Origin of the sequence: Photobacterium sp. GB-36 (assembly GCF_003026135.1) — a bacterium.
GTDB lineage: Bacteria > Pseudomonadota > Gammaproteobacteria > Enterobacterales > Vibrionaceae > Photobacterium.
Map to the genome: position 1 here is coordinate 35,592 of NZ_PYNY01000016.1, position 26,334 is coordinate 61,925.

At 36.5% G+C, this 26,334-nt stretch carries 28 protein-coding genes; 19 read left to right on the forward strand and 9 right to left on the reverse strand.

From position 1 onward, the window contains the following. The first annotated feature begins 692 nt into the window (after positions 1 to 692). From C9J46_RS14265 to C9J46_RS14285, 5 genes are all read left to right on the forward strand, one after another. On the forward strand, positions 693 to 1,172 hold the full coding sequence (locus C9J46_RS14265) for a hypothetical protein (protein ID WP_107208530.1): 480 nt from the start codon (positions 693 to 695) through the stop codon (positions 1,170 to 1,172). Positions 1,173 to 1,497: 325 nt separating this feature from the next. After that, positions 1,498 to 2,103: a histidine phosphatase family protein gene (locus tag C9J46_RS14270; protein WP_107208531.1), complete on the forward strand. Its 606-nt coding sequence runs from the start codon at positions 1,498 to 1,500 to the stop codon at positions 2,101 to 2,103. Between the two features lie 506 nt (positions 2,104 to 2,609). Next, on the forward strand, positions 2,610 to 2,885 hold the full coding sequence (locus C9J46_RS14275; RefSeq protein WP_105062330.1) for a hypothetical protein: 276 nt from the start codon (positions 2,610 to 2,612) through the stop codon (positions 2,883 to 2,885). A 189-nt stretch (positions 2,886 to 3,074) separates the two neighbouring features. Next, positions 3,075 to 4,004: an SPFH domain-containing protein gene (locus C9J46_RS14280; RefSeq protein ID WP_107208532.1), complete on the forward strand. Its 930-nt coding sequence runs from the start codon at positions 3,075 to 3,077 to the stop codon at positions 4,002 to 4,004. Continuing rightward, complete coding sequence (locus C9J46_RS14285; protein ID WP_107208533.1) at positions 4,001 to 4,450, forward strand: NfeD family protein; 450 nt, start codon at positions 4,001 to 4,003, stop codon at positions 4,448 to 4,450. Before C9J46_RS14280 ends, C9J46_RS14285 begins: the two co-directional genes overlap by 4 nt. 35 nt (positions 4,451 to 4,485) lie before the next feature. Here C9J46_RS14285 and C9J46_RS14290 read toward each other — a convergent pair whose 3' ends face one another. Both C9J46_RS14290 and C9J46_RS14295 read right to left on the reverse strand, forming a co-directional pair. After that, entirely contained in the window at positions 4,486 to 5,769 is a 1,284-nt protein-coding gene (locus C9J46_RS14290; RefSeq protein ID WP_107208534.1) for a winged helix-turn-helix domain-containing protein, read from the reverse strand. Positions 5,770 to 6,089: 320 nt separating this feature from the next. Continuing rightward, positions 6,090 to 6,542: a DUF3069 domain-containing protein gene (locus C9J46_RS14295; protein ID WP_107208535.1), complete on the reverse strand. Its 453-nt coding sequence runs from the start codon at positions 6,540 to 6,542 to the stop codon at positions 6,090 to 6,092. A 235-nt stretch (positions 6,543 to 6,777) separates the two neighbouring features. Between C9J46_RS14295 and C9J46_RS14300 the strand changes: the two genes are divergently transcribed. From C9J46_RS14300 to C9J46_RS14320, 5 genes are all read left to right on the forward strand, one after another. Beyond that, a complete protein-coding gene (locus C9J46_RS14300; RefSeq protein ID WP_107208536.1) occupies positions 6,778 to 7,752 on the forward strand; it encodes a diguanylate cyclase in 975 nt (324 codons plus the stop codon). A gap of 186 nt (positions 7,753 to 7,938) precedes the next feature. Then, positions 7,939 to 8,598, forward strand: coding sequence for a YceH family protein (locus C9J46_RS14305; RefSeq protein WP_199187080.1), 660 nt, complete (start codon positions 7,939 to 7,941; stop codon positions 8,596 to 8,598). 124 nt (positions 8,599 to 8,722) lie between these two features. Beyond that, on the forward strand, positions 8,723 to 9,031 hold the full coding sequence (locus tag C9J46_RS14310; protein WP_107247164.1) for a GIY-YIG nuclease family protein: 309 nt from the start codon (positions 8,723 to 8,725) through the stop codon (positions 9,029 to 9,031). Positions 9,032 to 9,213: 182 nt separating this feature from the next. Then, positions 9,214 to 9,753, forward strand: a complete 540-nt coding sequence (locus C9J46_RS14315) for a YaeQ family protein (RefSeq protein WP_199187085.1) — start codon at positions 9,214 to 9,216, stop codon at positions 9,751 to 9,753. A 436-nt stretch (positions 9,754 to 10,189) separates the two neighbouring features. Continuing rightward, the gene (locus C9J46_RS14320; RefSeq protein WP_107247165.1) at positions 10,190 to 10,855 is read left to right on the forward strand and encodes a YdcF family protein; all 666 of its coding nucleotides are present in this window, start codon (positions 10,190 to 10,192) and stop codon (positions 10,853 to 10,855) included. Positions 10,856 to 10,993: 138 nt separating this feature from the next. Here the strand turns inward: C9J46_RS14320 and C9J46_RS14325 are convergent, their stop codons facing one another. After that, entirely contained in the window at positions 10,994 to 11,350 is a 357-nt protein-coding gene (locus C9J46_RS14325; RefSeq protein WP_006643799.1) for a YibL family ribosome-associated protein, read from the reverse strand. A gap of 281 nt (positions 11,351 to 11,631) precedes the next feature. Between C9J46_RS14325 and C9J46_RS14330 the strand changes: the two genes are divergently transcribed. Then, positions 11,632 to 11,949 (forward strand): DUF4144 family protein, encoded by a 318-nt coding sequence (locus C9J46_RS14330; protein ID WP_107247166.1) that lies wholly within the window; start codon positions 11,632 to 11,634, stop codon positions 11,947 to 11,949. 74 nt (positions 11,950 to 12,023) lie between these two features. On the opposite strand, the gene C9J46_RS14335 is transcribed toward C9J46_RS14330, so the two are convergent. Next, complete coding sequence (locus tag C9J46_RS14335; protein WP_107247167.1) at positions 12,024 to 12,902, reverse strand: AraC family transcriptional regulator; 879 nt, start codon at positions 12,900 to 12,902, stop codon at positions 12,024 to 12,026. A gap of 283 nt (positions 12,903 to 13,185) precedes the next feature. On the opposite strand from C9J46_RS14335, the gene nagE reads away from it, so the two are divergent. Next, complete coding sequence (gene nagE, locus C9J46_RS14340) at positions 13,186 to 14,667, forward strand: N-acetylglucosamine-specific PTS transporter subunit IIBC (RefSeq protein ID WP_107208543.1); 1,482 nt, start codon at positions 13,186 to 13,188, stop codon at positions 14,665 to 14,667. A 150-nt stretch (positions 14,668 to 14,817) separates the two neighbouring features. Here nagE and hemB read toward each other — a convergent pair whose 3' ends face one another. Beyond that, positions 14,818 to 15,810 (reverse strand): porphobilinogen synthase, encoded by a 993-nt coding sequence (gene hemB / locus C9J46_RS14345; RefSeq protein WP_107247168.1) that lies wholly within the window; start codon positions 15,808 to 15,810, stop codon positions 14,818 to 14,820. Positions 15,811 to 16,015: 205 nt separating this feature from the next. On the opposite strand from hemB, the gene C9J46_RS14350 reads away from it, so the two are divergent. Continuing rightward, positions 16,016 to 16,195: a delta-aminolevulinic acid dehydratase gene (locus C9J46_RS14350; protein ID WP_107291087.1), complete on the forward strand. Its 180-nt coding sequence runs from the start codon at positions 16,016 to 16,018 to the stop codon at positions 16,193 to 16,195. Next, positions 16,192 to 17,082: an acyltransferase gene (locus tag C9J46_RS14355; protein WP_107291088.1), complete on the forward strand. Its 891-nt coding sequence runs from the start codon at positions 16,192 to 16,194 to the stop codon at positions 17,080 to 17,082. The genes C9J46_RS14350 and C9J46_RS14355 overlap by 4 nt, the downstream gene beginning before the upstream one ends. 513 nt (positions 17,083 to 17,595) lie before the next feature. Here the strand turns inward: C9J46_RS14355 and C9J46_RS14360 are convergent. Next, entirely contained in the window at positions 17,596 to 17,889 is a 294-nt protein-coding gene (locus C9J46_RS14360) for a hypothetical protein (RefSeq protein WP_107207234.1), read from the reverse strand. Positions 17,890 to 18,022: 133 nt separating this feature from the next. Continuing rightward, positions 18,023 to 18,946, reverse strand: coding sequence for a DMT family transporter (locus C9J46_RS14365; RefSeq protein ID WP_107207233.1), 924 nt, complete (start codon positions 18,944 to 18,946; stop codon positions 18,023 to 18,025). A 134-nt stretch (positions 18,947 to 19,080) separates the two neighbouring features. Here C9J46_RS14365 and C9J46_RS14370 point away from each other — a divergent pair, with 134 nt between their 5' ends. The 3 genes from C9J46_RS14370 to C9J46_RS14380 all read left to right on the forward strand — a co-directional run bounded on the left by C9J46_RS14370 (position 19,081) and on the right by C9J46_RS14380 (position 21,754). Next, positions 19,081 to 19,491: a hypothetical protein gene (locus C9J46_RS14370; protein ID WP_146144064.1), complete on the forward strand. Its 411-nt coding sequence runs from the start codon at positions 19,081 to 19,083 to the stop codon at positions 19,489 to 19,491. Positions 19,492 to 19,723: 232 nt separating this feature from the next. Further along, the gene (locus C9J46_RS14375; protein ID WP_107291089.1) at positions 19,724 to 20,104 is read left to right on the forward strand and encodes a GlyGly-CTERM sorting domain-containing protein; all 381 of its coding nucleotides are present in this window, start codon (positions 19,724 to 19,726) and stop codon (positions 20,102 to 20,104) included. 387 nt (positions 20,105 to 20,491) lie between these two features. Further along, positions 20,492 to 21,754, forward strand: coding sequence for a dicarboxylate/amino acid:cation symporter (locus C9J46_RS14380; protein ID WP_107207231.1), 1,263 nt, complete (start codon positions 20,492 to 20,494; stop codon positions 21,752 to 21,754). 220 nt (positions 21,755 to 21,974) lie between these two features. On the opposite strand, the gene C9J46_RS14385 is transcribed toward C9J46_RS14380, so the two are convergent. Then, entirely contained in the window at positions 21,975 to 22,814 is an 840-nt protein-coding gene (locus C9J46_RS14385) for an SDR family oxidoreductase (RefSeq protein ID WP_107291090.1), read from the reverse strand. A 355-nt stretch (positions 22,815 to 23,169) separates the two neighbouring features. On the opposite strand from C9J46_RS14385, the gene C9J46_RS14390 reads away from it, so the two are divergent. Then, on the forward strand, positions 23,170 to 24,966 hold the full coding sequence (locus C9J46_RS14390) for a GTP-binding protein (protein WP_107291091.1): 1,797 nt from the start codon (positions 23,170 to 23,172) through the stop codon (positions 24,964 to 24,966). Positions 24,967 to 25,085: 119 nt separating this feature from the next. Here the strand turns inward: C9J46_RS14390 and C9J46_RS14395 are convergent, their stop codons facing one another. Next, positions 25,086 to 25,610 carry an arylamine N-acetyltransferase gene (locus C9J46_RS14395; RefSeq protein ID WP_233217768.1) on the reverse strand — a complete coding sequence of 175 codons (525 nt, stop codon included), beginning with the start codon at positions 25,608 to 25,610 and terminating at the stop codon, positions 25,086 to 25,088. 159 nt (positions 25,611 to 25,769) lie between these two features. Between C9J46_RS14395 and C9J46_RS14400 the strand changes: the two genes are divergently transcribed. After that, a complete protein-coding gene (locus C9J46_RS14400; protein WP_107291092.1) occupies positions 25,770 to 26,285 on the forward strand; it encodes a GNAT family N-acetyltransferase in 516 nt (171 codons plus the stop codon). Positions 26,286 to 26,334 lie beyond the last annotated feature (49 nt).

Genomic DNA, 26,334 nt, shown 5'->3' on the forward strand with positions numbered 1-26,334 from the left:
TTGGTTTTCTATGACTGGAATACGCGGTATATACAAACGCTATCATTAAGTTATATCAAGTAATCTAAGTATTTATAATATTTAATACGTACTTTTTTTATTCTATTGACATAAAAAATGGAAAAGCTAAGTATGTAGTTTATTGACAGGCGTGGTACTTATTGGATATATGTAAAAATATAACATCAAGTAGTGGTTTAACTGCGGTATTAAATCCCTTCATTTAAAGGCAGTGGAGTTGACAATAATTATTTTTATAGAGAATTTAGTATTATCTTTGTCAATATATTACTAGTCTTAACATGGGGTTATACTATTGAGAAATCTGAAAAGGATTCACAATTAAGCAAGTAATTTGATTACTTAGTTGTTATTTTGTGCGGTTAATCTCTCATAAATTAAATGAAATTTTAATTGGCCATTTTGCGATAAGGGGCAAATTTAAGTATGTAATAGTAATATTGACTGAAGATTAAAGTGATATAAATCCCAGATTCATACAGTTCAATGTCTATTCATAATATTAATTACCTTACAGGTTGGTAATAAAATACAGAAAGTATGTATAAAAATTTCATGTTTAGCTTTAATGGGGCCAATGATTCTTTTGATGACGCATAACATTGCTGTTAAACTGATTAAAAAGAACGTTCTTCTTTTATTGTGGCTGTTATTGATGTTAAAGGAATAATATGAGTAAGCTGTTATGTATCGCATCTTTATTAATGATGATGTGTTCATTAAATGTGAAAGCAGAGGATTGGAACTCATCAAGTATTGACGGACATTACGTTTTATCTGCATTGATCACGCCACCAGAACTCGGTGGAAAAAAGTTATTCTTTAAACTCTACAAAGCGAAGTATAACAATAATGGCTTTGAGCGTTTTTTAAGTCAATGCAATATTCAAGGTCTTAATGGTACCGTATCCATGCTCATTAATGGCAAGAAAATTGAGATGGAAAAGCATTGTAAGAGAAATGAAGACAATTTGAATTACTGGGCTTATACACCTAAAACTAATAATGATTTAACCTTTGTTGTATCTCAATTTAGAAATACAGAATTTGTAGATATAGAAAAAACATTTGTTAATGTTTATAAGCAAAAAGATGATTTGTTTTTTCATATATCAACACAGCGCTTCAGTGATATTTGGATGAGCCGCTAAATATATAGCTATACCATATGTATGGGAGAAGGTTTACTCACTATTCTCCCTCTCTTTCCTTTCTCCTTCTGCACACATGCACGTAGTCGATTTAGCAATCTGAGTTGTGACTATCCTCAAGGAGGAGTTGTCTTGATCTATATAGACGATACTTTTAATTTAGAACAGTTAGACTATTGATTCGTTCTTGTTCCTGTAAACCAAGCCATTCCCATTGTGTTCATTATGTTAAGGCTTGATGTATGCCTTTTTGCTATTAAAAGGCTATTCAACTTGTCGTAAGGTAGTAAGTGGTGTAATTTCTTCTTATCGCAAGGGGAATACAATGTCAAAAAGCATTTATCTATTACGCCATGGTCAAACAACGTTTAACGCTCAACAACGCTTACAAGGACATTGTAACTCAGGCTTGACGGAATTAGGAAAAGAACAAGCATCTATGATTGGCTCATCTATCAATCTAAAAATTGGTAATAAAAAGCATTGGGCTGTTTATTGCAGTCCACTTGGCAGAGCGATAGAAACAGCCAAAATAGTCTGTGAAGAGTTAGGAATAGATAGCAATTTAATAACGACTGATGAGCGCTTAAAAGAGTTTAGTTTAGGTGACTGGGAAAAATGTTTTATTCCTGATTTAGTTCAGAATAATCCGAAGCTATTGAATCATCGTGATTGGTATCTCTCAGCACCAAATTGTGAATCATATGAATCAGTTGTTCATCGAATTAAAGATTTTTTACATGATGACTTAATTCCTGATCATCTTATCGTTGTTTCACATGGTCTAACAGGTGCAGTGTTCAGAGGGGTATATGCTGCCATGAGCTACAGTGAAACCTTTGAGCAAGATTTACCACAAAATGCATTTTTTTTATTAGCAGATCATAAGATTAGCCGCATACAGTGTGAAGTATCAGTGGAAGCTGTGTAAAACAACACGTACTCGCTGTTTATTATTGCTTTTATAAATTTTAAAGTGTTATAGTTTTAAAGCTTTAGGCGACGGCTTGAAGCAGGGAGTGCAGAGAATAATAGTAATCAGCGACTATAATCTGGCTTATCACGGGTTGTGCCGACCTAACTTGCGGTGACGTTAAGTTAGGACATCGCCGACATGGCGGGATTAAGGTTCGATGAGATCGGAGCTGACTCATTGTTGTAGGTATTCCATAGTCCTACCTCCCACCTTATATAGAAACAGGCTCTTTATAGTTTGTATTATCACTAACGGTCTTTTGTAAGTTTCAGTTTTCGTTAGAGAATACGTAGATTGTGAACAATAGGTTATATGTTCATCTTCGGTTCATCTTCAGTCAGTTAATTTAGTTGTAAGCTAAAAATAACTGCTACGAGAGAGTGCAGATCAGTTTAGAAAGAAAATAGTAACAAGTGAGTTAACTATTGTTCTATCTAAATTTTATAGAGAGAGGCTTAGCCATGAAAAATTTACTTACTGGTTTTGTTGCTGTAGTTATTGGATTATTTACTGTTTCTTTTGCTGCGATAATGGCTCTTTTAATGGGCGTCGTGGCATTAATTGCAAAACCATTTATTAAACGCAAATTAGCATCAGAAGGTGTTCAATTTGAAGAGCGTACTTTTAGTGAAGGTTTTGCTGGACGAGATCGCAAAGTTGACACGGATTACCGTCAACAATCAGCACATACAGTGATTGATGGTGAGTTTGAAGATGTAACTATGCGTAAATGCTAATTATGTAGCAATCACCAATACACAATAAGTACTTAATTAAACGCCAAATGTTTATTCATTTGGCGTTTTCTTTTTCTGGTCAACTACGATTTACTGTTCTGTTTTAACTATGTCTCATTTCTTGTGTGTTGATGCATATTTACTTACCCCGATGGTACAATGCTTTAACGCTTATTAGGGAGAGACGCTATGCCATACGATTCGTTAATCACCATTGCTATATTTATTTTTGTTGCGATAGTCATTATTGCATCCTGTGTTAAAACTGTTACTCAGGGATCTGAATGGACAGTAGAACGTTTTGGACGCTATACCAAAACACTTCGTCCAGGTCTAAATTTGATTATTCCTTTTATTGATAAAGTCGGTAATAAAGTGAATATGATGGAGCGAGTGTTAGATATTCCTGCGCAAGAAGTTATTTCTCGTGATAATGCTTCAGTAACAATTGATGCAGTTTGTTTTATTCAAGTGTTCGATGCGGCAAAAGCAGCATATGAAGTATCAGATCTTGAACTCGCTATTCGTAATCTAACGTTAACGAATATGCGTACGGTGTTGGGCTCTATGGAGCTTGATGAAATGTTATCGCAACGAGATACCATTAATAGCCGCCTACTCACAATTGTCGATCAAGCAACCAATCCGTGGGGTATTAAGATCACTCGTATTGAAATAAAAGACGTACAACCGCCTACAGATTTAACCGCAGCAATGAACGCGCAGATGAAAGCTGAACGAAACAAACGTGCTGAAATTTTGGAAGCTGAAGGTGTGCGCCAAGCTCAAATTCTCCGTGCTGAAGGACAAAAGCAATCAGAAATTTTAAAAGCTGAAGGTGAAAAACAGTCAGTGATTCTGCAAGCAGAAGCGAGAGAGCGTGAAGCCGAAGCTGAAGCCAAAGCAACGAAAATGGTATCAGATGCAATAGCGAACGGTGATGTTAAAGCAATTAATTACTTTGTCGCGCAAGGCTATACGGAAGCACTAAAAGCGATAGGGCAGTCTGAGAATGGTAAAGTCATCATGATGCCATTAGAAACCACGGGCTTGATGGGTTCTGTTGCCGGTATTGCCGAGTTATGGGGTAATAAAACAGATAAAGGTGGGAATGCATGATCGACTTACTAGAACAAATGAATTTCTGGCATTGGATAGCATTAGGCTTAGTGTTATTGCTACTTGAACTACTTGGCACTGCTGGGTATTTATTATGGCTTGGTATTTCAGCTGTTCTAGTCGGCGTCTTATTAATAATGTTACCTGTTTCATGGCCCTTACAGTGGGTTTGTTTTGCAGTATTTGCGCTATTTACCACTTGGTTATGGTGGAGATACCAGCATAAAAAAGACAAAACGGATGCCTCTGTTTCAAAATTAAATCAACGTGGCGCTCAATTGATTGGTCAAATTATTACAGTAGAAAAAGCAATGAATGCTGGAAATGGCCGATTGCAACTTGGTGATACCACATGGAGTGTTAAAACAGACGTTGATTTAGTTGAAGGGCAGAAGGTTGTGGTCGTTGATGTAGAAGGAATAACCTTAATTGTAAAACCTTCATAATAAAAAATGCGCAGTACAGAGTACTGCGCATTTAATTATTTATTTGTTGAGCTTGATGAAGAGTATGAAAAAATCGCATAAGGATTTGCTTCACTGGTGTTATTCCAGACAAATCCTGTTGTATTATCAAGCATTAATACTAGATGAGGTTGCTCGTACACTAAGTAACTAAAAAAAGGTTTATTATTTTGAAAACCTTGTTCAACTAAACTACTATGCTTTAAAGCGAGTGATTTCTTTTCATCAAAATTTACACTTGGTTGATAAGACCAGTGAAACATTTCAGGCTCAATTTTCACCGTTTTCAAAAACTGAGAACCTTTATCATACAATATTGCTTTGGCTGCGCTGATAGAGAGAGGGTGAAACATGCCACTCTCTTTCTCTTGAATAAAAGACATCATTGAATAATTAAAGATGCCGTTTTTATTGGTTGGAGTAAGAAAGAGATGCGTAACCTTTGATTGAATACCTGATTTATCAATATATGACGTGTAGGCAATTGACGTTGGTTCTTGCGTATTCTCAGTATGAATAATCGGTGTACCGTGATAGTTCTTTTTATTGTTAACGACAATATCAGCAAATGTCGACCACTCATTTGGTACTATTTTATAGCTAAAATCACTATTCTTTTTACAAACTTTATTGCTGTCTACAGTGCACCATGCCGCAGAATAAAAACTATCTGTCTTATAAAGATAGACTCGTTGATTTTTAGTCGTAATTGAACCGAACTTATTAACTTGTTGATTAATAATCTCTTTTACTTTACCCCGTAGATCTGCGAGATCTTCAGCATTTGACGCTATATAAGTAAAATCATTGCTACCAACTCGATCTTTATCAATTAAATAGTATTTTGGCGATCCAGAATAAGGATATTTCATCCAAGCGATTCCACTGATAATCACGACTAAACTAATGGCGGAAAGAGCGATTGTTTTTTTTCCGATTTTCTTTAATGGAGATAAACGTTGAGAGTCTGATAAATCAACCGTCTCTCGAGTGAATTCTCGAATTTGATAACCGACACGTGGCAATGTTTCTATTACATCACCTTTTTTTTCTTCATTCAGCTTCACACGTAGAGCGCGAATGACTTGAAATAAAGAAGCTTCAGTTACAATGCGATCGGGCCAACCTACATTTAAGAGTTCATTTTTTGTTACGGGTTTACCATAATTATCTATGAGATACGATAAAATGTATTGCTCAGATAAGTTTAACTTGAGCGTAGATTCTGGTGTTTTAAGAACGCCTTGGCTCTCTACATAACACACATTTGTTTGGAATCTTATCTGCTCAGTATTTGGCATCCATGAACCTCTAACTATTGAAATCATTCAATTTTGTATAATATCACGAAGTTATGTAAAACTGCTGCATTAAGTTTGCATTGAGCATTTTAAATTGTTGCAACTTTTTAATTAAGAGGGGATTTAACCGTAGAGTATGATTAGTAAAATGAAAACAATATCAGCAGTCAAAAAGACAAATTGAGGCGTTGAATATTATTTTATAAATTGATGTTATGCTTATTCCTTTGTTATCTTGATTACATTTGAACTTCATTTTTCCAACAAAAAAAAGGAGCAGCAAATGCTACTCCTTATGTTCTATAGTTATAAAAATATAACTACTTTTGAAAGATCATATTGAATTCACGTTTCATTGGTGGATTTTGACGTGCTTTCTTAAGTTGCTTACACATATCTTTCACACAGCTATGAAGAACTTTATCAAGTGCAGATGCTTTGTATTCTGCTTGCTCTTCAGCACTCATGTCTTCAGGGAACGTCGTACCTTGCATTTCACTTAGGAAATCAACACCTGAGTAGCTTTGGCTTAGTGCAACTAGAGCATGAAATTGCTCGAAGTTATCTAATACATTTTGAGCACTTGCAGGCAGTGAATTCCATGCTTCGCGTGTACTTGGCTCAGAAACTTTGTAGACATTAACTAGCATATCAATAAGTTCTGCTGGTACTTTCTCAAATTTTACAACTTGACGAAGTTCTGGTGAACAGTCTTCTAGCGTTAACGTTTCTTCTTCAACGATTTGATCATCGTTTTTGTTCATCTCAGACATGGCTTTTTCCTACAGCATAAGTTTAAGGAGGAGAATCCTATATTTCTAACGTCAAATGTCAATATATCATGTAGAGAACAGTAATAAATCGATGTTTTACCTTGATGTGATTATTGTCCCATCATGCTTAAAAAGCTTGTTTTCATCTCAACTATTGATCCATTGTAAGCCTAAATTAAATTAGGCATGTAAAATGCTTAATAACTTAGACTAAAAATACTCTTAAGGTATCTTGATGAAGCCGATGAACATTTTATTAGTTGATGATGTCTTATCTGAACGACTGTATCTTGAACTAAGGTTGAAAAATCTGGGTCATATGGTTAAAGCTTTTTCTTCAGGACAGGATGCACTTAACAGTTATGCTAGCTTTGATCCCGATTTAGTGCTTTTAGATATCTGTATGCCAGATATGCAAGGTACTGAACTTGCACAGAAAATACGTGCGTGTTTTCCTGAATGGGTACCAATTATATTTCTGAGTGCGCATTCAGAGCCTGAACTCATCGCAGAGGCGATTGATAAAGGTGGCGATGATTATCTGATCAAGCCTGTTAATAGCATGGTGCTATCGGCTAAAATTAAAGCTATGCAACGTATATCGGTCATGAGACGCCAATTAAAACAAACCTCAATTCAGCTACAGCAAGCAAATGATCTATTGTCACAGCAAGTCAATGAAGATGGCCTTACTACTTTAGCCAATCGTCGTTATCTCGATCAAAAATTGAGTGAGCTAGTGTCGCTACATGGCCGAAATGGTTTGCCGCTAACGATTATTATGCTTGATGTCGATCACTTCAAATCATTCAATGATCATTATGGTCATATTGAAGGAGATACTATCTTAAAGCTGTTGGCATATCAGTTGAAAACTAAATTCAGCCGTGCGGGAGAAATTTGTGCACGATATGGTGGTGAAGAGTTCGTTATCCTTCTAAGTAATTGTAATAGTCAACAAGCTATCAAAGAGTGTGAACGCTTGAAAGAAGGGATTATCTCTTTAGCAATTAAACATGAATATTCTGATACAGCGAAAATTTTAACCGTGAGCCAAGGTGCTATTTCTTGGATACCTACAGGTTTAGAAAGTATTGAGAATTTATATCAGGAAGTAGATAAGTTGCTTTATCAAGCGAAAGCAAAAGGGCGTAATCATTATGTTGCTGCGGATTACCTTAATCTACCTGTTGATCAAAGTGAAAACTAATATTGTGAGTTAATAGAGTAAGTTATTGTTGTCTGAAAAGCAGACAAACTGTAATTTTACAGCTTGCTGTTGGCATATAACGTGATAATCTCTTGTTAAGAACAAAAATAAAGCTTCAATGTAGCGTTAATATATCGATATTATCTAATTTTAATGAGTTAGTTTTATAAAGGGTGAAAGATGGGCATGGAAATTAATTTAACGCAAAATCAAGCTCGCGTAATTGGTTGTATGCTTGAAAAAGAAATCACAACTCCAGATCAATACCCATTGACACTTAATGCGTTAACCACGGCATGTAATCAAAAAAGTAGCCGTGAACCTGTTATGTCACTTGATGAAGCAACAGTACTCGACACTGTTGAGGAATTAAAAGCAAAACGTATGGTTGCCGATGTCAGCAGTTTTGGTAGTCGAGTATCAAAATTTCAACATCGCTTCTGTAATACCGAGTTTGGTAGTTTACAATTTACAAAACAAGAGCTCGGAGCAATGATAGTGTTATTACTTCGAGGGCCGCAAACTGCCGGTGAAATCCGTACTCGTACTAATCGGTTATGTGAATTTACGGACGTACGTGAAGCTGAAGCTGTGTTAACTAAGCTATCAAGTGATGAGAAAGGCCCATATGTTGTAAAACTACCTCGAGAGCCAGGTAAACGTGATTGTCGTTACATGCATTTGCTAAGTGGTCAGATTGATATTTCAGCATATGAAAGTGCAGTACAAGCTGTAACAAGTGGTTCAGGCAATAATGAACGTATTAGCCAACTTGAAAACGATGTAGAAGAATTAAAACAAAAAGTGGCAGAGTTACAGGCAATCATTACTTCATTAACTGAATAGATCTGATTAAATGGATACGTTTAGCATTGTTTTATTGCGCTATTAAACCATCCATGATTGAATACCCACACGAACAGGTTCAGCATTGCTGAACCTGTTTTTGTTTTCATGAGATGAGTATTGGATGAGTAAAGAAACGACAAAAGACGTAACATCTTGGTATGTCTATTTAATCAGAACTTCCTCTAATACGTTATATTGCGGTGTAACGACCGATATAGAGCGTCGGTTTGCAGAGCATCAACACGGTAAAAAAGGTGCAAAGTACCTTAAAGGAAAAGGACCACTCACATTGGCTTGGTCGCAAAAAGTACTCAATAAGCGTGATGCGATGGTGTTTGAATATAAAATAAAAAAAACACTGACTAGAGCACGCAAAGAACAGTTAATAAAAATAAACACTGATCTTTATCTGTTATTTCCGCAAAATTAAGCCGCAGTAACATACAATCCTCATCCGCTGTAAAGCATATTGATAACTAATTGTTTTTAAACAGTTAGCCGAAAGGACAAAAATTTTACTGTTATGCGCGCCAGAAATGGCACTAATTATGTAAGACATAACCTCAACGGAGGGCGTATAACATGCAACAGAACAATAATAAGGTTTACTATATGGCTACCAATGCCACTATTTACAAAGTACAAATGAACGTGGCAGACATGGATCGACATGTCTATTTAGATCAGCAACATACTATTGCTTGTCATCCATCAGAAACTTTACAACGTTTCATGTTACGCGTCATTGCTTGGGGCTTAAATGCGGATCACAACTTGCAGTTTACAAAAGGTGTAAGTAGTACGGAAGAGCCTGATTTATGGACGAAAAGTTTAATTGACGATATTGAATTATGGGTTGAGCTTGGCTTGCCTGATGAGAAACGTATCCGTAAAGCGTCACATAAATCAGAGAAGGTGATTATTTTTGCTTATGGTGATAATGCAGCTTCTATTTGGTGGCAAGCAAATGAAAGTAAAATCAATGCATTAGATAATGTTTCTGTGGTCTATATTCGCGATGAAGTGTTGAAACAGCTAGAAAGTGTGGTGGAACGTACCATGCAATTACAGCTAACAATCGAAGGTGAACAGGCTTGGTTGAGTGCGGCGAATGCGAACGTAACAATCATCCCTGAATGGTGGAAGCGCTAATTTTAATTATTAAATGTTTCGCTTAACATTGGTTGTATACGAATAATTTACGACATAACCCCGAAGTGGATTAGTAGCGAGTTAAACGTGTCATACCGTAAGTTATAATGTTAAGACCAAACATACTAGGTGACGTAGACGAGTCTATGTCACCTTTTTTTTGCTTGTTTTATGATTTGATTCAGTTTTTATTAGTCGGTGCCTTATATAATAAAGCAGTAACAGCTTTACGTTTTTGTGAGTTGTGATTAATTATGATTATCAATATTGAAACAGTTTTATCAGTATTAAGTGAGTTTCTTATCTTTGTCATTATGCAATCATAACTAAGACGCATTATGCCACTTATCCCTTATTAAAAAACAATATAGGGCTGTATCAACAGCGTGAAATATCAGAGAGTATTCATTCATCTTGCTGCGAATAAGGACGATTTATGCCTAAACGAATTTATGAACTAGCAACCATAATTTGGGATTATCACCAGTTGAGTCATGAGATAGTAAAGAGTGATTGTATCTTTGTGCTAGGAAGTAACGATGAACGTGTCGCTGAGCGAGCGGTAGAACTTTATAAGCAAGGACTTGCACCTTGTATCATTTTCTCTGGTGGCGTCGGTGAGCTAACCGAAGGCTTATTTAACACTTCAGAAGCCGAACATTTTGCAAAAATAGCGCTAGATATGGGGGTGCCAAAAGAGGCGATTTTGATTGAGCCTGAGTCAACCAATACAGGTGAGAATGTCCTTTTTACCCGTCGTTTATTACAGCAAAAAGGGCTGACACCGAGCAGCTTTATTCTCGTTCAAAAGCCTTTTATGGAGCGACGTACACTGGCGACGTTTGAACAACAATGGCCTAACATGAAAGCTATCGTGACATCTCCGGTAATTCGTTTTGATGATTATGCAAATGATACAATCAGTTTTGGTGATTTGATTAACGTGATGGTTGGTGATTTACAGCGTATCCGTTTTTACCCAGAGTTAGGATTCTCAACACCACAACCAATACCTAATGAAGTATGGGATGCGTTTGAGCGTTTAGTCAGTTACGGTTTTGATCAGCATTTATCAGCAGAATTAACAGCAAAAGCGTCTTAATGCTTTTATCGTATAGTATTGGTTAAAGAAGATGAGCTGAGTTGATTTTTATTTAATAACTTATAGTTTAGAAAGTCGTTTAGAAAGCAAAAAGGCGAACAATGAATGTTCGCCTTTTTCTTTGACACTTAAAGTCTATTAAAATGCTTTAGGTGCGTAACCTGTAACTTCTTTTAAACCCATGCTGCGGCCTAAAGCCGTCATAGGGTGAACAACAACTAGGCCTTTAACTGTTTTCTTCAGTTTGCCCATATCTGCTTGTTCAGCTTTAGTTAGTACACGGTTAAAAGCAAGAGACTTAACATCTTTACCTTTGCTACTCACTTCAGATGATTTACGGTGTTTAACGTTTTGAGCTTTTTTATTTAGCTTGGTAAGCTCATCTTTAAACTGTTTGATGATAACTTTGTCATCTCGTTGAATAGCAGCAGCAAGTTTACGCTGGCACTTGTCCATACGGTTATTAAGATTTTGAAGCTCTTGGTTTAAATTCATGTGTTTTCATTACCTTCGTATTTACGCTCGCAATACACCAAATCGCAGTGTTTTCAGCGAGTAGGGTATTGAGTTCTGAATATTATACCTTATATATGCTAAATCGTGAGCAATATCATGAAAGTATTTTTAGTTCTGATAGGGAAACAGACTTAAAAGCAGCACGACTCATCTTTGGTGACATGGTATAGCGCTTATTTTAGCCACTTATCGGACAGTAAACCGTGTTTGTATTGTGGTTCTTTTTTGATAAATATCGACTTACTTAAGAGGTAAGAGTGATGATTAATTGGCCGTGTTTCTTTAAGTTAGAAGGTGATGATGAACTCATTTACCTAGGCTCAGAAAGTGACTTAATGGATGAATGCCAGTCACTTATTTGGAGTGATGCAGATGTTATCGTCGATAGTGATGGTCAACAGTTTACGTTTACTCTTTCCAAAAACAATACGTTTTGCTTTCAAATGCAAGGTGATCCTCTATCATTAGAGGCCGTGACAGCTTTGATTCAAGCCCATGAATTTTCAAAAGCAGAAATGTGTTTAACCAAAATTCAGTTTAGAGCAATAGATGATGCGATTGAATCATTGTCATTTTAACAATAAAAGGTTTGTTTATTTATCAACGCTTAATCGGCCTAATCATTTCTAACCAGAAAGTTAAAACACACCTTTTAGACCTTAGCATCAAGTTTATAAGTACGTCGATATTCACGCGGAGTCATACTCTTATATTGTTTAAACTGGCGGTTAAAATTGGCTTGATTTCGATAACCGACTTGCTCTGCAACATGAGAAATCGGGTCACGGCTTGATACCAATAATTCAGATGCATGGTTTAAGCGAAGTTTCTTCAGATATTGGATAAAGGTTTCATTAAAATGCTGTTCAAATAAGCGATGAATAGTGCTTTCACTGGTACAGATAAAGTTAGCCACATCTTCTAACATTATAGGTTCAGCGTAATGTTGATCGATAAATGTACATAGACGCTCAATTTTCTCTTTATTACATTGGTCGTGGTTTTTGCTTTCAACATTATGGGAGAGCAAGGTTTGACTGGCTTTATCTTGGCAAAGCGCTTCAAATATATGAATCAAGGCAGCCAATAAGTTAATCGGATCAAAATGTTTTTCATCGATAGCCTCGACGATAGTGATCACCTTTTGTGTCGTCTCTGGGCTAAAAAGTAAGCCTTTCTCTGCGCGCTTTAGTAGCGAGTCAACTTTCCTTAACTCCTGACAACTGAACATCATATTCGCGATCCAGTCTTGCTTAAACCACACCACCAAAGTTTCATAGTCTTTGCTATCAGGAGGGCTAATTGACTCGATACCATGCGGCACATTAGGTGCAATTAAGATCATCGTGGCTTGATCGAAGTCACCTTGGTAATGACCAATATGACAGCGTGAGCGGAAGTTACGGTGGATCAGTAACTCAAATTCTTTCTGGTGATAATGCCAACTGAACTCTTTTACTGGCTCGAGAATTTTTTTAAATCGCCATGAGCAGCCTATACGTTGTGGTACCTTTTCTAATGTCGCTTTCAAATTCCGATCTCCTAAGATTATTTTATCTAAAAAATAAGACCTGATTGAAAAGTATTATTTTCTAGCAATATAGTATCGAAATTATCGCTAAAAATACGTTTGTGATGAAAAAGTACTACTAACTGATAAAAAAGTATCAAAGCTTGTTTGGTGAAAGGATTATTGTATGGCTAAAGGCAAGGTAGGGATAAACAATGAATGTTATCCGTATACTTCATGGTGAAATATAAATTCCCCCTTATATTTCACCAGCCTTATCTATCCTCTAAAAAGGCATACATATATGGTTAATTTCGCTTATTTTCAGCGATTAGGTAAAGCACTGATGCTGCCTATCGCGACATTACCGATAGCAGCGTTATTGCTGCGCTTTGGACAACCCGATTTGTTAGACATCTCTTTTATTGCCAAAGCGGGTAGCAGTATTTTTGATAATCTTCCTTTAATCTTTGCTTTAGGTATTTCGGTAGGTTTATCAAAAGACGGTTCAGGTGCTGCAGCATTAGCTGGGGTTGTGGGTTATTTTATTTTGACGCAAGCGACAACTGCGATTAACCCTGACGTAAAACTAGGATTTTTTGCTGGCATTATCGCCGGTATTATTTCAGGGCATGCTTATAATTATTCCTATCAAGCAAAAATGCCTGATTTCTTAGCGTTTTTCTCAGGGAAGCGATTAACCCCGATTGTTGCTGGATTGTGCTGTTTAATTATGGCTGTCGTATGCGGTGAAGTATGGGTATATGTGCAGCAAGGCATTGATAATTTCAGTGGGTGGATAGCTCATAGTGGCTATATCGGTGAATTTATTTATGGCGTATTAAATCGTGCGTTAATACCTTTAGGTCTACATTACTTCCTACATTCTGTGTTCTGGTTCAGTCTTGGCGAATGTACCAAAGTGTCGTATGAACTCGGTTCATCACTGCATCAGATTTGTTTAAACCCAAGTATTGTTTCACATTTATCAATAGGGCAAATGGTGCCGAATATTGATGGTTCAGTTATTACTAAGATTGCTGATATTACAACCCGTGGTGATTTAAATCGTTTCTTTGCTGGCGACCCAACTGCTGGTGTTTATATGGCGTGGGCATATCCAGTAATGATGGGCGGTTTACCTGGAGCGGCTCTAGCCTTAACGCTAGCATCTCCGAAAAACAAACGTAAGTTAGTCGGTGGAATGTTGTTATCACTTGCTTTTACAGCATTTTTAACCGGTATTACAGAGCCGATTGAATTTAGCTTCCTATTTATCGCGCCAGTTTTATACGGTATTCATGCACTGTTATCTGGTGTATCGATGGTGATTTGTAACTCACTGGGTATCTTACATGGTTTTGGATTCTCAGCTGGATTGATTGATTTTGTTCTCAACTGGGGACTAGCAACGAAGCCATGGTTACTGGTGCCATTAATTGGTGCTTATTTTGTGATTTATTTTGTGATTTTCTACTTTGTTATCAAGGTATTTAAATTACCTACACCTTCAGTTGATGATGACGAAAGTAAAGTATCACAAGAAGTCGGGCTTAATCCTGTGGCTTATATTGAAGCGTTGGGTGGCGAAAGTAATATTATCTCTGTTGATGCGTGTATTACACGACTTCGTTTAGGTGTGAATGACTGTAGTTTATTTGATGAAGAAGCACTTAAAGCCCTTGGTTCAAAAGGTGTAGTGCGGATTGGTAAGAAAAGTGCACAGGTAATTTTAGGACCTAAAGCGGAATCTATAGCCAATAGTATTAAGGCGACGATGAGTTAAAATTTTGAGTTAATTTTTTAAGCTAAAAGGAGTAACTGTCCAATCAGTTACTCTTTTTTGTTTACTTTTTTCGATTAAATATTCATTTAAATGTCGTCTTAACCATTTGTAGATTGCACAAGGTTTAAGATGGAAGTAGAAATAAGTTTCTTACGCGTTGTCTTGCGCCATCCACTCAGCCACTTGCTTGGTATAGTAACTGACAATTAAATCAGCACCTGCACGTTTGAAGCCTGTTAATGTTTCGTATACCACACGTTTTTCATCAAGCGCACCTGCTAACGCTGCAAATTTGATCCCAGCGTACTCGCCACCGACTTGGTAAACAGCAAGAGGAAGGTGAGTTTCGCGACGAAGATTCGCAACAACATCAAGGTAAGGTGTTCCCGGTTTCACCATTAAAATATCTGCGCCTTCTTCTTCGTCAAGTAATGCTTCTTGTAATGCTTGACGACCATTAGCACAATCCATTTGGTATTCTTTGCGATCACCTGTTAATTCACAATCAACCGCAGTACGGAATGGGCCATAAAATGATGAGGCAAACTTAACCGCATGAGCAAGAATAGCCACATGCTCAAAACCTGCGGCATCTAACCCTTCGCGAATAGCTTTAACTTGACCATCCATCATGGCTGATGGCGCAAGCATATCTGCACCAGCACGGGCTGCCGTAACACTTTGTTTAACTAATAGTTCTAATGTTTCATCGTTTAAAACATGTTCGTCATGGTAAACACCACAGTGACCATGCGTAGTGTATTCACAGAAACAAATATCAGGGATCACCATCATATCTGGGCATGCTGCTTTAATCGTTTTCACCATACGTGCCAGTAAGCCATCATCATTCCATGTATCGCTACCAATCTCATCTTTGGTGTGCGAAATACCAAAAGGCATAACATAACGCACACCCAGTTTATAAAGTGTTTTCACTTCATCTGCCAACAGAGTTTCAGGAATACGTGAGATCCCAGGCATCGTGCTGATAGGCACTTCTTCAGTTAACGTTTCTTCAATAAAGATAGGGTGGATCAGATCGGCTAATTTGAATTCGTGTTCACGAACAAGATCACGCATATTTGCACTGCGACGCATACGACGGATACGTTTTAATGGGGAAGTTAGTGTAGTAGTCATTGGATTATGTCTTTTAATAATAATTAGACATATATCATACAAATATTACAACGCAGATCAAATTTTTATGCAAAGAAAGTAGCTATTACAGCAATAGGAAGGTGAGTAGTTAGAGCGGTCATATTGGATATTTATAACTATTATTATAAAGTTAGAATTTATACTTTTAAGGTACAATTTAGAGAGAAAAAGAAGACATATAGCGATGTTAAATATAAAGAAAGCGAAAATTAGCTTATTCATCTTGTTGGTTTTATGTTTCTTAGTAGCCGGTTTTTTTGCAGGTCAAGCCTATCGTGAACACGCCGATCATGCGAAAGAAAAATTAGAAGAAGCCGCTATAATAAAAGCGAGACTTGAACGATGGATTGATAATGATAATTGAACCATATAACACAAGTTTGTTTTTTCTTCATATCAGCTTACTTTGTAACATCTTCTCAAGAACGTAAAGGCCAACGATTATTTATAAAAGATAAATGTATTCGATTAGGTATCCCGGTTTTAATCTCATTAGTTGTTATTAATCCATTTATTGATAATGGTTTTATCAATAATTTCACCATTTTTATTAAAACTGGAAATATAGATCTTGGTGTAACATGGTTTTGTTGGACACTAATTGTTTTTTCTATTGTTTACTCAATTGTTGTAAATAATAAAGCTATGGTAGAAGAGCGTATAGATTCACCATTCCCTGCTGTCTGGATAATTATTGTCTTTGCATTTATTTGGATACCTTTAAATTACATATTCTTATACTTACAAAACGTGGGTGGATATAATTTAATGGGCTTTCGTAGCTTGGGTAATTTCCCTGCTTATATGGCCATGTTTTGTTTAGGTATTCAAGCCTATAGATATCAATGGTTAGATAAGCTAACCGTTAAACATGCAAGTGTCGGTATTTGTATGTGGCTGTTCGCATTTATTACTATGTTTTACTTACACGCAATTAATAGCGAATACACTTCATCTTCATATGTGTTGATTAGGGGCTTTACCGCTATCGGTATGTCAATGTGTGTACTTTATGTATTTAAAACTTTTTTCAATAAAAATAATGACTGGACTAAATGGTTATCTAGAACTGCTTTTGCAGCCTATGTTTTTCAAGATATCGCTTTATATTTTGTCGCTAAGATTTATCAGCCCTTGATGACACAAACCCCACTGATTAACTTTGTTATCGTAGGTATACCAAGCGTGATCATTGCGTTCGCTTTAGCTGGTGTGATTTGTAAAACACCGAAGCTTAAAGAGATATTTTAAAGTGATTATTTGCAGTGATATAAGAAGAACAATGGATAAAGCCACAAAAGGAATGCAGATAATTTTACTCATTATTGCAATATGCTAGCTGGTGTTTTTTTGTTGGTAAACATTACCGCGAGCAAAAGAAGCCGCTATTTAAAAGATGAGGCTAGAAAAATGGATTGATAACAGTGAGTAAATTGGGGAGGAAATACATCTATTTAACTTATTTTTATTTATCGAGTATTCAACTTCTACACATAACATGGCGTGATGTTATACATAACATATCATTTATATATGATTACAATTGATTCCAATAAAATACATGTCAATATCATAAACTTTATCTTTATATGAGTTTGTCAGGTCAAATAAAAGTTAATAATAATTTTTAATGGGTGGTTGAAGTGGTGATATTTATTTTAATATTCTTAATTATATTGTTAACTGTATATTGACTATGAGGGTAATTATATGAGCGTTATAAATTTTATTATCAAAGGGGTTATGTATCTAACCCCAATATTTTTATAAATCGCGCATAATAATTTCATAATATTCATCGGCTTCATTCATCATTTTACTTACGGTTTCTGCATCCTGTTGAGTAAGGATAATATCCCAAGAACTTTTTTTTGAACGTGTTTTATATATCAAATCAACTCCTGTATTTATTATCTTGAATGAAAGATGATGAAAATCGCCTTTTAGAACTTGTTGATTACCTTCTATCATTACTTCAATATCGCCTGTTGGACTAATGAAAACGTCAACCTCTGAGGTATTATTAGGTAGTTTAAAATGCTTATGTTCAATATACATATTCACTCCTTATATATCTGCCACAAAATTAAATCCAAAATCTATACCAATATTTAATCCTTTTATAACAATAAGTTATTTGTCACATATGTATGGATCCTATGATCTTGCACTTAAAGGGTGAGCTTTTGAACTATTCTGGTGCAGAATTTAACTTTTTATTGGACTGCTTTAGGGCTTTTCCACAACCAGGTTTATAGTTAGCGTAAGTTATAATTAAGCCTGATATTACAATGAAAATTGCACCAATGATGGTATATGTTGTTGGAATTTCATTGAAAAGCCAGTAGCCAAAAATACATGAAAACAATATCTGAAAATAGAAGAATGGCGCTACGTGAGAGGCTTCAGCCACGTTCATGGCTTTGATTAAACACAATTGTGACACGATAGTCACAATTGGAATTGTGAGAAAATAGGGTAATGCTGTTAATGTCGGTGTTTTCCAAATATCAGGCTGAGCAATGAGTAGTATTGTTGCAACTGAACCTAAAACAAAAAACGAGTTAATTAAAACAGAAATAAGAGATATTTTTGAGTCGATAGTCTTGGTTATCAGGTTATAGCCAGAGGTCGTTGCTGCAATAAGTAACGGCAATAAATAGACCCAATGCAAGCCATCGACATTAGTGGGATTGATAACAACAACTACGCCAATAAAGCCTAAGATTGTTGCGATAATTTTTGGTAAGGTTAGGGTTTCTTTAAAAAAAATGGCACCACCGAGCATATACGCTACACTGCTCATTTGTACAATAACGATATAGATTTCTAAAGGGATATATTTTAAAGAGATCACCGAAACTACAGCACAGGTTAGGAACATCGCAGCACGGATCAATAATTTACCGTTGGTGGCCAGTATTGCGGTTTTCGTCTGTTTTGGCATAAAAAGCAGCATAAATACAAACGGGATCGCAAAGCGGAAAAATACCATTTGAACGGGATGGTAACCATGTTGTATCAAATACTTATCAGCGCTGTCTTTAATAGTAAGTGATAGTGTCGCAATAATGATTAAGAGTGCGCCAAGCATATTATTGTATTGAGGTTTCATGATGTTCTAGCCATTTTGCTAAACGTTCTGTATACATATCAAAAAGTAATTATAAAGAGGTATGCTGAACCAGAAAGAAACCAGATGTGAAAATACTTGGATAAAAGCGAGATTTTAACTATTAGGTTACGCCATTGAAAAAAATTGATCAGTTAAAGCTATTACTATCTGTTGTCTATATCAGTATAGCGCCTAAGAATTTAACTCATTCTAATAGGAGAATGAAATCTTGGGAGACGGTTCTCGCTCTCACTATACCCTTTCAGATGGTACTTTTAACCATTAACATCATCCTAGAGAGTTTTTTTAGCGTTCATATTCCTATTGAATTGATGTTTGTTTTGATAGGGGCTGCTACTATTGGACCTGCATTGATGATTAATCATATTGTCAGTAAAATCGATAATGTAAAAAAAGCATGGAACTACATCGAAATAGATAAAGCAGACCGCAAAGAGACAGTCTTTTTTATCGGTGCGTTTTACTTTATTACTCCAATCATTTCGTTATTGCTTATCGTAGGGCTGGTAATTTGGCTTAAATGATCAATCCATAAACGTGCCTTTTACTTTTATAAAAAGATAAAGTGTCAGCGATATTTTCACTACTCCCTAATATGCCTATAATTATACAGAACATGGTAATGATTTTACTTATGGTGTAACACTTGTTGGTACACTAGTACCAAATTCTCACATGATAAATAAAACAGTCATTTATCAAACATTCAGTAAAAATGCGATTGATGTAATAACCCAATAAATTAATGGTTGGAACGTGCCAACTGTTGTTGAAGTAAATGATATTGGAAAAGATTATAATATTACGGTTCAGAATTTAACGGTAAATAATATTACCTTAAACTCTGATTCGGATTGTAATCGATTAATAAAACCATTTGATGTTTGTCAATTAAGCTTTAGTGTTAATGATGGAAAAAGTGGGGCCATTGAATTGGGTAAGGCTGGTAATTCATTAAAAATAAAAGTTGTTAATAAATTTGACGACTTAATTCCATATGATAAAAAAAAAGATGACTTAATTCCATATGATGATGACAATAACGATAATAATAATGGTGGCGGTGGCGGTGGCGGCAGTCTTAATTTTATGGCTCTTTTCCTGTTATTTGGTACAGCTTTACTGCGTAAACGTTGAGTTAGAAGGCAACTAAAAATAATTCAAAGGTCACTTAGGTGGCCTTTTTTAATGGCTACATAATACGAAATTAATTCTCACCAAGATATTTCACATAACATACGCATTAAATTTGTATAAAAAATAGCCAGTGATGCTTTTTGTTGTTCGCAAGATATTATGCTTCCTTGGAGATAAAACAGGTGATTTACACATTATCTCTCAATGTGTTATGCGATAAATGGATGTAAATTTAGTTGTTTACTCTAAATGATCGATGTTGCACTTTTGTAAATAAATGCTTTGAATTGTTATGTTGTTGTGTATTATGCACTGGCTCGACAGCAAAATAGTGTTATTAGTCACTATCAAATTATAAAAATACAACATAACAATCGGAGATGAGCAATGGATAAATCGCTCTCAAAAAAGATCTTTGTCGGTCTTTTTGCAGGTCTAATAATCGGCACAGCAATCCAATATATTTTTAATGATATCGCACTCTTTGATACTTACTTATTAGGGGCAGCAGAAGGGGCTGGGGGGATGTTTGTATCCCTAATCAAATTGCTTGTTGTACCTTTAGTTTTTGTGTCTATTGTCTGCGGTATCGTGGAGCTAAAAGATGTTAAAGCTTTTGGTCGTCTTGGTGGTAAAACTTTTGCGCTTTACATTATTAATACCATTATTGCGATCAGTGCTGCGTTAGCTGTAGGTATGATTTTCCAACCGGGTAAAGGCGCGAATTTAGCAGGAAGCGTGTCTGAATCCGTTAAACTTACAACAACAGAAACGCCTAATATCTTTGATTTAGTGGTGAATATCGTACCAAGTAACCCAGTTCAAGCTTTTGCTAATGGTGACATGTTACAAATCATCTTTATGGCAATTTTAACGGGGCTTGCGATTCAAGCATTAGATTCACGTGGTGGTCCAGCTATTCGTACTTTTAAAGTAGCTAACGAAATTATGATGAAGCTGGTTGGCTTAGTGATGAGTCTTGCGCCATACGGTGTATTCGCGCTAATGATCCAATTAGGGGCAACACTGGATTCACATACGCTGTTATCTGTTGCAGGTTACGTAGCGTTAGTTGTTAGCATGTTGGTGTTCTGGATCTTCATTTTCTATCCAATGGCTGTAAGCATTGCAACGGGTACATCACCTAAGACATTTTTGCGTGCAACACGTGAGCAGGTTTTATTCTCGCTATCAACAGCAAGTTCAAATGCAACCATCCCAGTTACCATGCGAACCCTAACGGAAAAGTTAAACGTTTCGAAATCTGTTGCAGGTTTTGGTGTACCACTAGGCGCCACAATGAACATGTCAGGCGTATCTATTTATATTGCACTAGCAACCATCTTTGTGGCTAACGCATTTGGTCAACCTATTAACTCTTCAGATATTGTGACATTAGGTTTAACTATCTTGCTACTGTCTGTGGGCGCGGGTGGTGTACCGGGTGGCGGTATCGTGATGGTAGGTGTATTGCTTAACCAATTAGGACTACCTGCAGAAGGTTTAGCTATTGTTGCAGCTGTTGACCGTATTAACGATATGTTCTGTACGTCATCTAATGTAGTTGGGGATACGGCAGTAAATACCATTGTTGCTAAAACCGAAGGTGCTATTGAAGAGCCAGTAAATGCAGAAGTAAATCCTGCTTAAACGAAATTAACACAATGATAAAGCGGAGCTTAGGCTCCGCTTTTTTATAGTTGATGATTGATAATTCGGATTTTATAACTACTTACTGTTTATCTTTCCGTTCCCGTAAATCAATTTTTTCAACTTATTACATCGATTATTCAACTAAAATCAATCCAAGCGACTCTGAATAAAGCTGTAAAACAACTTGGTAATAAAATAGGCTACTGTGTTGAATTCGTTATAGTGAAAGTGCGTTTTTAACTGTGGTTTCAAATTCTTCTTGGGTTTGCTTATTCAATGTATCACTGAAGTAAACCGAGTCTTCACCAACAGGAACTCGTGCATCTGTAATTTTACCTTCGGCCACTGACAGTATGGCATCAGCGACTAAATCTGGTGAAGGTCCATTGTTGATCATATCTACAACTTGAGGGAGAAGGGCGCTCGCTTGAGTGGCATAAGGCGTATCTTCACTTGTTGTTTTAGTGTTCGCTTTAAGCCCATTTTTTACAAATCCAGTTTTGAATAGACCTGGCGCGACCGTATGAACCTTAATACCAAATGGATTTAGTTCATAGCGTAACGAATCAGTAATACCCTCAACCGCATACTTGCTTGAGTTGTAATGAGTTAACAGTGGAAGACCCATCTTACCTAAGAACGAGCCAACGTTAATGATCATACCGCTTTCGGCTTCACGCATGAATGGAATTACTGCACGACAAGTTCTGAACACACCAAATACGTTTACATTGTATTGGAGTATGAGTTCTTCATCAGTCCCTTCTTCAACACTAGAAACGAGGCCATAACCCGCATTATTAACGAGAATATCAATTTTACCGCTATCTTTGACAATAGATTCAATAGCCGAATTGACGCTATCAGTATTTGTTACATCACAGATAACCGGCGTAATAGTTAGGTCATTAACAGTAAAATCATTTTTTAATGTCTCTCCAGTTTCAGCATTACGAACTCCTCCGTAAACTTTATATCCTTTTGCCGCAAAAAGTTTTGCTGTAGATAAGCCCATACCTGAATTTGAACCTGTAATAAATACCGTTTTCTTATTCATTTTAATATTTCCTTAATCTATATCAATAAAGCTGTATTTAAAATACAACTTTAAAATTACAGGTGTCAACAGTTTTAAGGTGTGCAGTAAGATGCAATGCTGAGTCGCGTTGAAAACTAGAAAATCATGGCTTAAGCCAAAGTCGAGTGAAGCTTTGTTGAATGTATACGGGGGAATAAATTTTACTGTCGTTGCAAAGTCTCTGTTGATTACAAATAAAATATATAACCCATTACCCCCCAATAGTTAATTTAATAAATGTCCTTAAGTTGATACTTATAGTCTAAATGTCGTTATTGGGCACTCATTAAACCCATGTAAGATGTTGCTATCACATCGATATGGGGATAACAAAATGTTAAATACTAAAGACATTCGTAATATTGCGATTGTTGCTCATGTTGATCACGGCAAAACGTCACTTGTCGATCAACTATTAAGACAAGCTGATGCATTAACACGAAGAGAAAGCACACAACGATTGGTGATGGACTGTAATGCTCAAGAACAAGAAAGAGGCATCACTATTTTATCTAAAGTCACGGCAATCGACTGGAAAGGGGTAAGAATAAATATTATCGATACGCCGGGACATGCTGATTTCGGTGGCGAAGTTGAACGTGTTATAGATATGGCAAATGCGGTACTTGTTATTGTTGACGCAGTTGAAGGACCGATGCCACAAACACGATTTGTTGCTCAAAAAGCGATAAATAAAGGTTTGAAACTATTAGTTGCAGTGAATAAAGTCGATCGTCCAGAGGCACAGCCAGAAAAGGCAATTGATCAACTTTATGATTTATTTGTAACGCTAGGTGCTGATTGCGAGCAGCTCGATTTTCCTGCAGTATCATGTTCTGCGAAAGAAGCATTTGCCTATGACACCTTTGGTGAGGCTGATACTGAAAATGGCATGGCGCCATTGTTAGATATGTTAGTTGAAAACGTCGCTTCACCAACGGTAACCGTTGAACAAGAACCTGTTATTCAAATTCATCAACTTGATTACTCAGAATATCTTGGTTTGATTGGGATAGGGCGTGTTATTTCAGGATCCTTTCATCGAGGCCAAAAAGTAGCAGTTAATGCGTCTGGTGAAGATGCACGTTTCTGTCAGATCAAAGAAGTCTATCATCAACAAGGATTAAGTCGTGTTGCCGTTGATTACGGTGTGGCTGGCGATATTATAGCCTTAACAGGGATATCTGATATTGCGATTTCAGATATTGTTACTTCACGTGGCAATCATGTGGAGCTTGAAGCGCTAGAAATTGATACGCCAACTGTTTCTGTGAAATTTAGCGTGAATGATTCTCCTTTTTCAGGTCAAGAAGGTAAGGTATTACAATCTCGAGAATTAGCAGAACGTTTATATCTTGAAGCTTCACACAATGTATCTCTGCATGTTACTGAGGCAGAAGAGGCTGGGATCTATGAAGTTTCAGGTCGTGGTGAATTACACCTTGGGGTATTAATTGAGAGTATGCGTCGAGAAGGGTACGAGTTTTCTGTCTCTCGCCCGACGATCTTGTTGAAATCCGATGCGGGTGAGACGCAAGAGCCTTACGAGAAATGTTACGTTGATTGCGCCAATGAATTTATGGGCAAGGTTATTGAAGAGATGGCTTACCGTAAAGCACAATTCGAGCATAGTCAGCCATTGGATAATAGTCATCAACGATTATTATTCTTAGGGCCAAAACGTGGATTGTTAGGTATTAGACATACTTTACTAAGTTTGACCGAAGGTTCTGCAAGTATTCATAAGGAAGATGTTGGCTACGGTAAAAAAATCGTTGGTGATATTGGTTGTAGGCGTGAAGGCGTACTGGTTTCAAATGGTATTGGCAAAGCTTTAATTTACTCTTTATCTTCGTTACAAGAGCGAGGAAGGTTGATGATTAACCATGGTGATCAGGTTTATCAGGGGCAAATTATTGGAGCAGCCTCTAATGACACCGATTTATGGGTGAACTGCCGCCAAGGTAAGAACCTCGTTCGGATTTGGAGAACAGTGGCAGATAAAAATTATGCTATGAAAGCCATTATGAATTTCAGTTTAGAGCAAGCGCTAACGTGGATTAATAGTGATGAACTGATTGAGGTAACGCCAAAAGCTATTCGTCTTAGAAAAGCGATGTACAGCTATTAGTTTGTAACAAAACAGGTTTAACCGTTATTGTGCATAAGTGTATGTTTTTAAGGTGATTTCACTTTAAGCTCAGCGAGTTTTGCTGGGCTTTTTTGTGTCTAACATTTATAGCAATAAATCTATTTAATTGTAGAGTTAATCCATTGCTCTTGAACTTTACATTGCAACATCCTTCCAAAGAATGCATCTTCGATAAATCGAAAGGTTTGTTTCTCTACTTTAAGCTCTTGATTAAACGTAATTGGTAGTGGTGCTCTGGGGGTATTTGAGCCAAAACCAGTATCAACAAGCCATTGTTGTTCATTGAAAGTCACAATATTGACTAAATGCCCGCGACCTGATGGATTTTCAGTTAAGTGGACTCTAGCTAACTTTTTCTCGACATTAAATTGAAGCGTTTTAAGTACGCGATTCATTAAGCTATTTAATTCAAAGCAATATCCACCTCTATTAGAATAAACGAGCTTATTAAAGATTTTATCTTCATCAAGTTCGACAGTACGACCATTGACGATATCAAGATTTTCAAAAGGGATACTGCTATGTTGACTTTGATGCAGAGCGAATAGAGTCGTTAAATCAGGGGATGTGTTTCCTTGAAAACCGATTTTTTCTAAATAAGCTGATAGTATTTCTTTATTCATATTGGAACTCTAAACTTGTTCTTGCTGAGGGAATGCTTCAATACATTCATTTGTTAAAGTGACTTTGCACCCTCAAGTTAAGTTGAGGTCAAGGGGGAGCTGAATATTATTTAAACTTAAGCCATATATTTCATCATTAAGGAAACGGAGCCAAATGTGATGCAGCAAACAATAGAAAGCCAACGCTTAATTTTGAGACCATTTACGCTAACAGATGCTGAACGAGTAGCTAACTTGCTAAGTGATCAAAGAATTTCTGACATGACAGCAAATATACCTTATCCATACTCTGTATCGGATGCACACACTTGGATTCAGGGACATAGCAACATGTTCTTAAGCGGTACAGGTATTGTTTACGCCATCGTTTTAAAACAAACAATGGAAGTCATTGGTACGGTTAGTTTCCCGAAAATAGAAAATGGCGTAGGTGTGCTTGGGTACTGGCTGGGTGTTCCTTTTTGGGGAAATGGTTATGCAACTGAAGCTTCAAGCTTATTAATTTCGTACATGAAAGAGCATCGTGGCTTAATGCAGTTACAAGTAACCCATTTAGCTGATAACGCACGTTCAAGATCGGTTATCAACAAGCTTGGCGTAACCTATAAAGGTAATCAGATAAACCACATGCAAGGAAAAGAGCGTGAGGTTTGTGTTTACCTTTCTACATTATAAGCTCACTTTAATGACACGGTCTGACATTAAAATACATTTGCAGAATGTT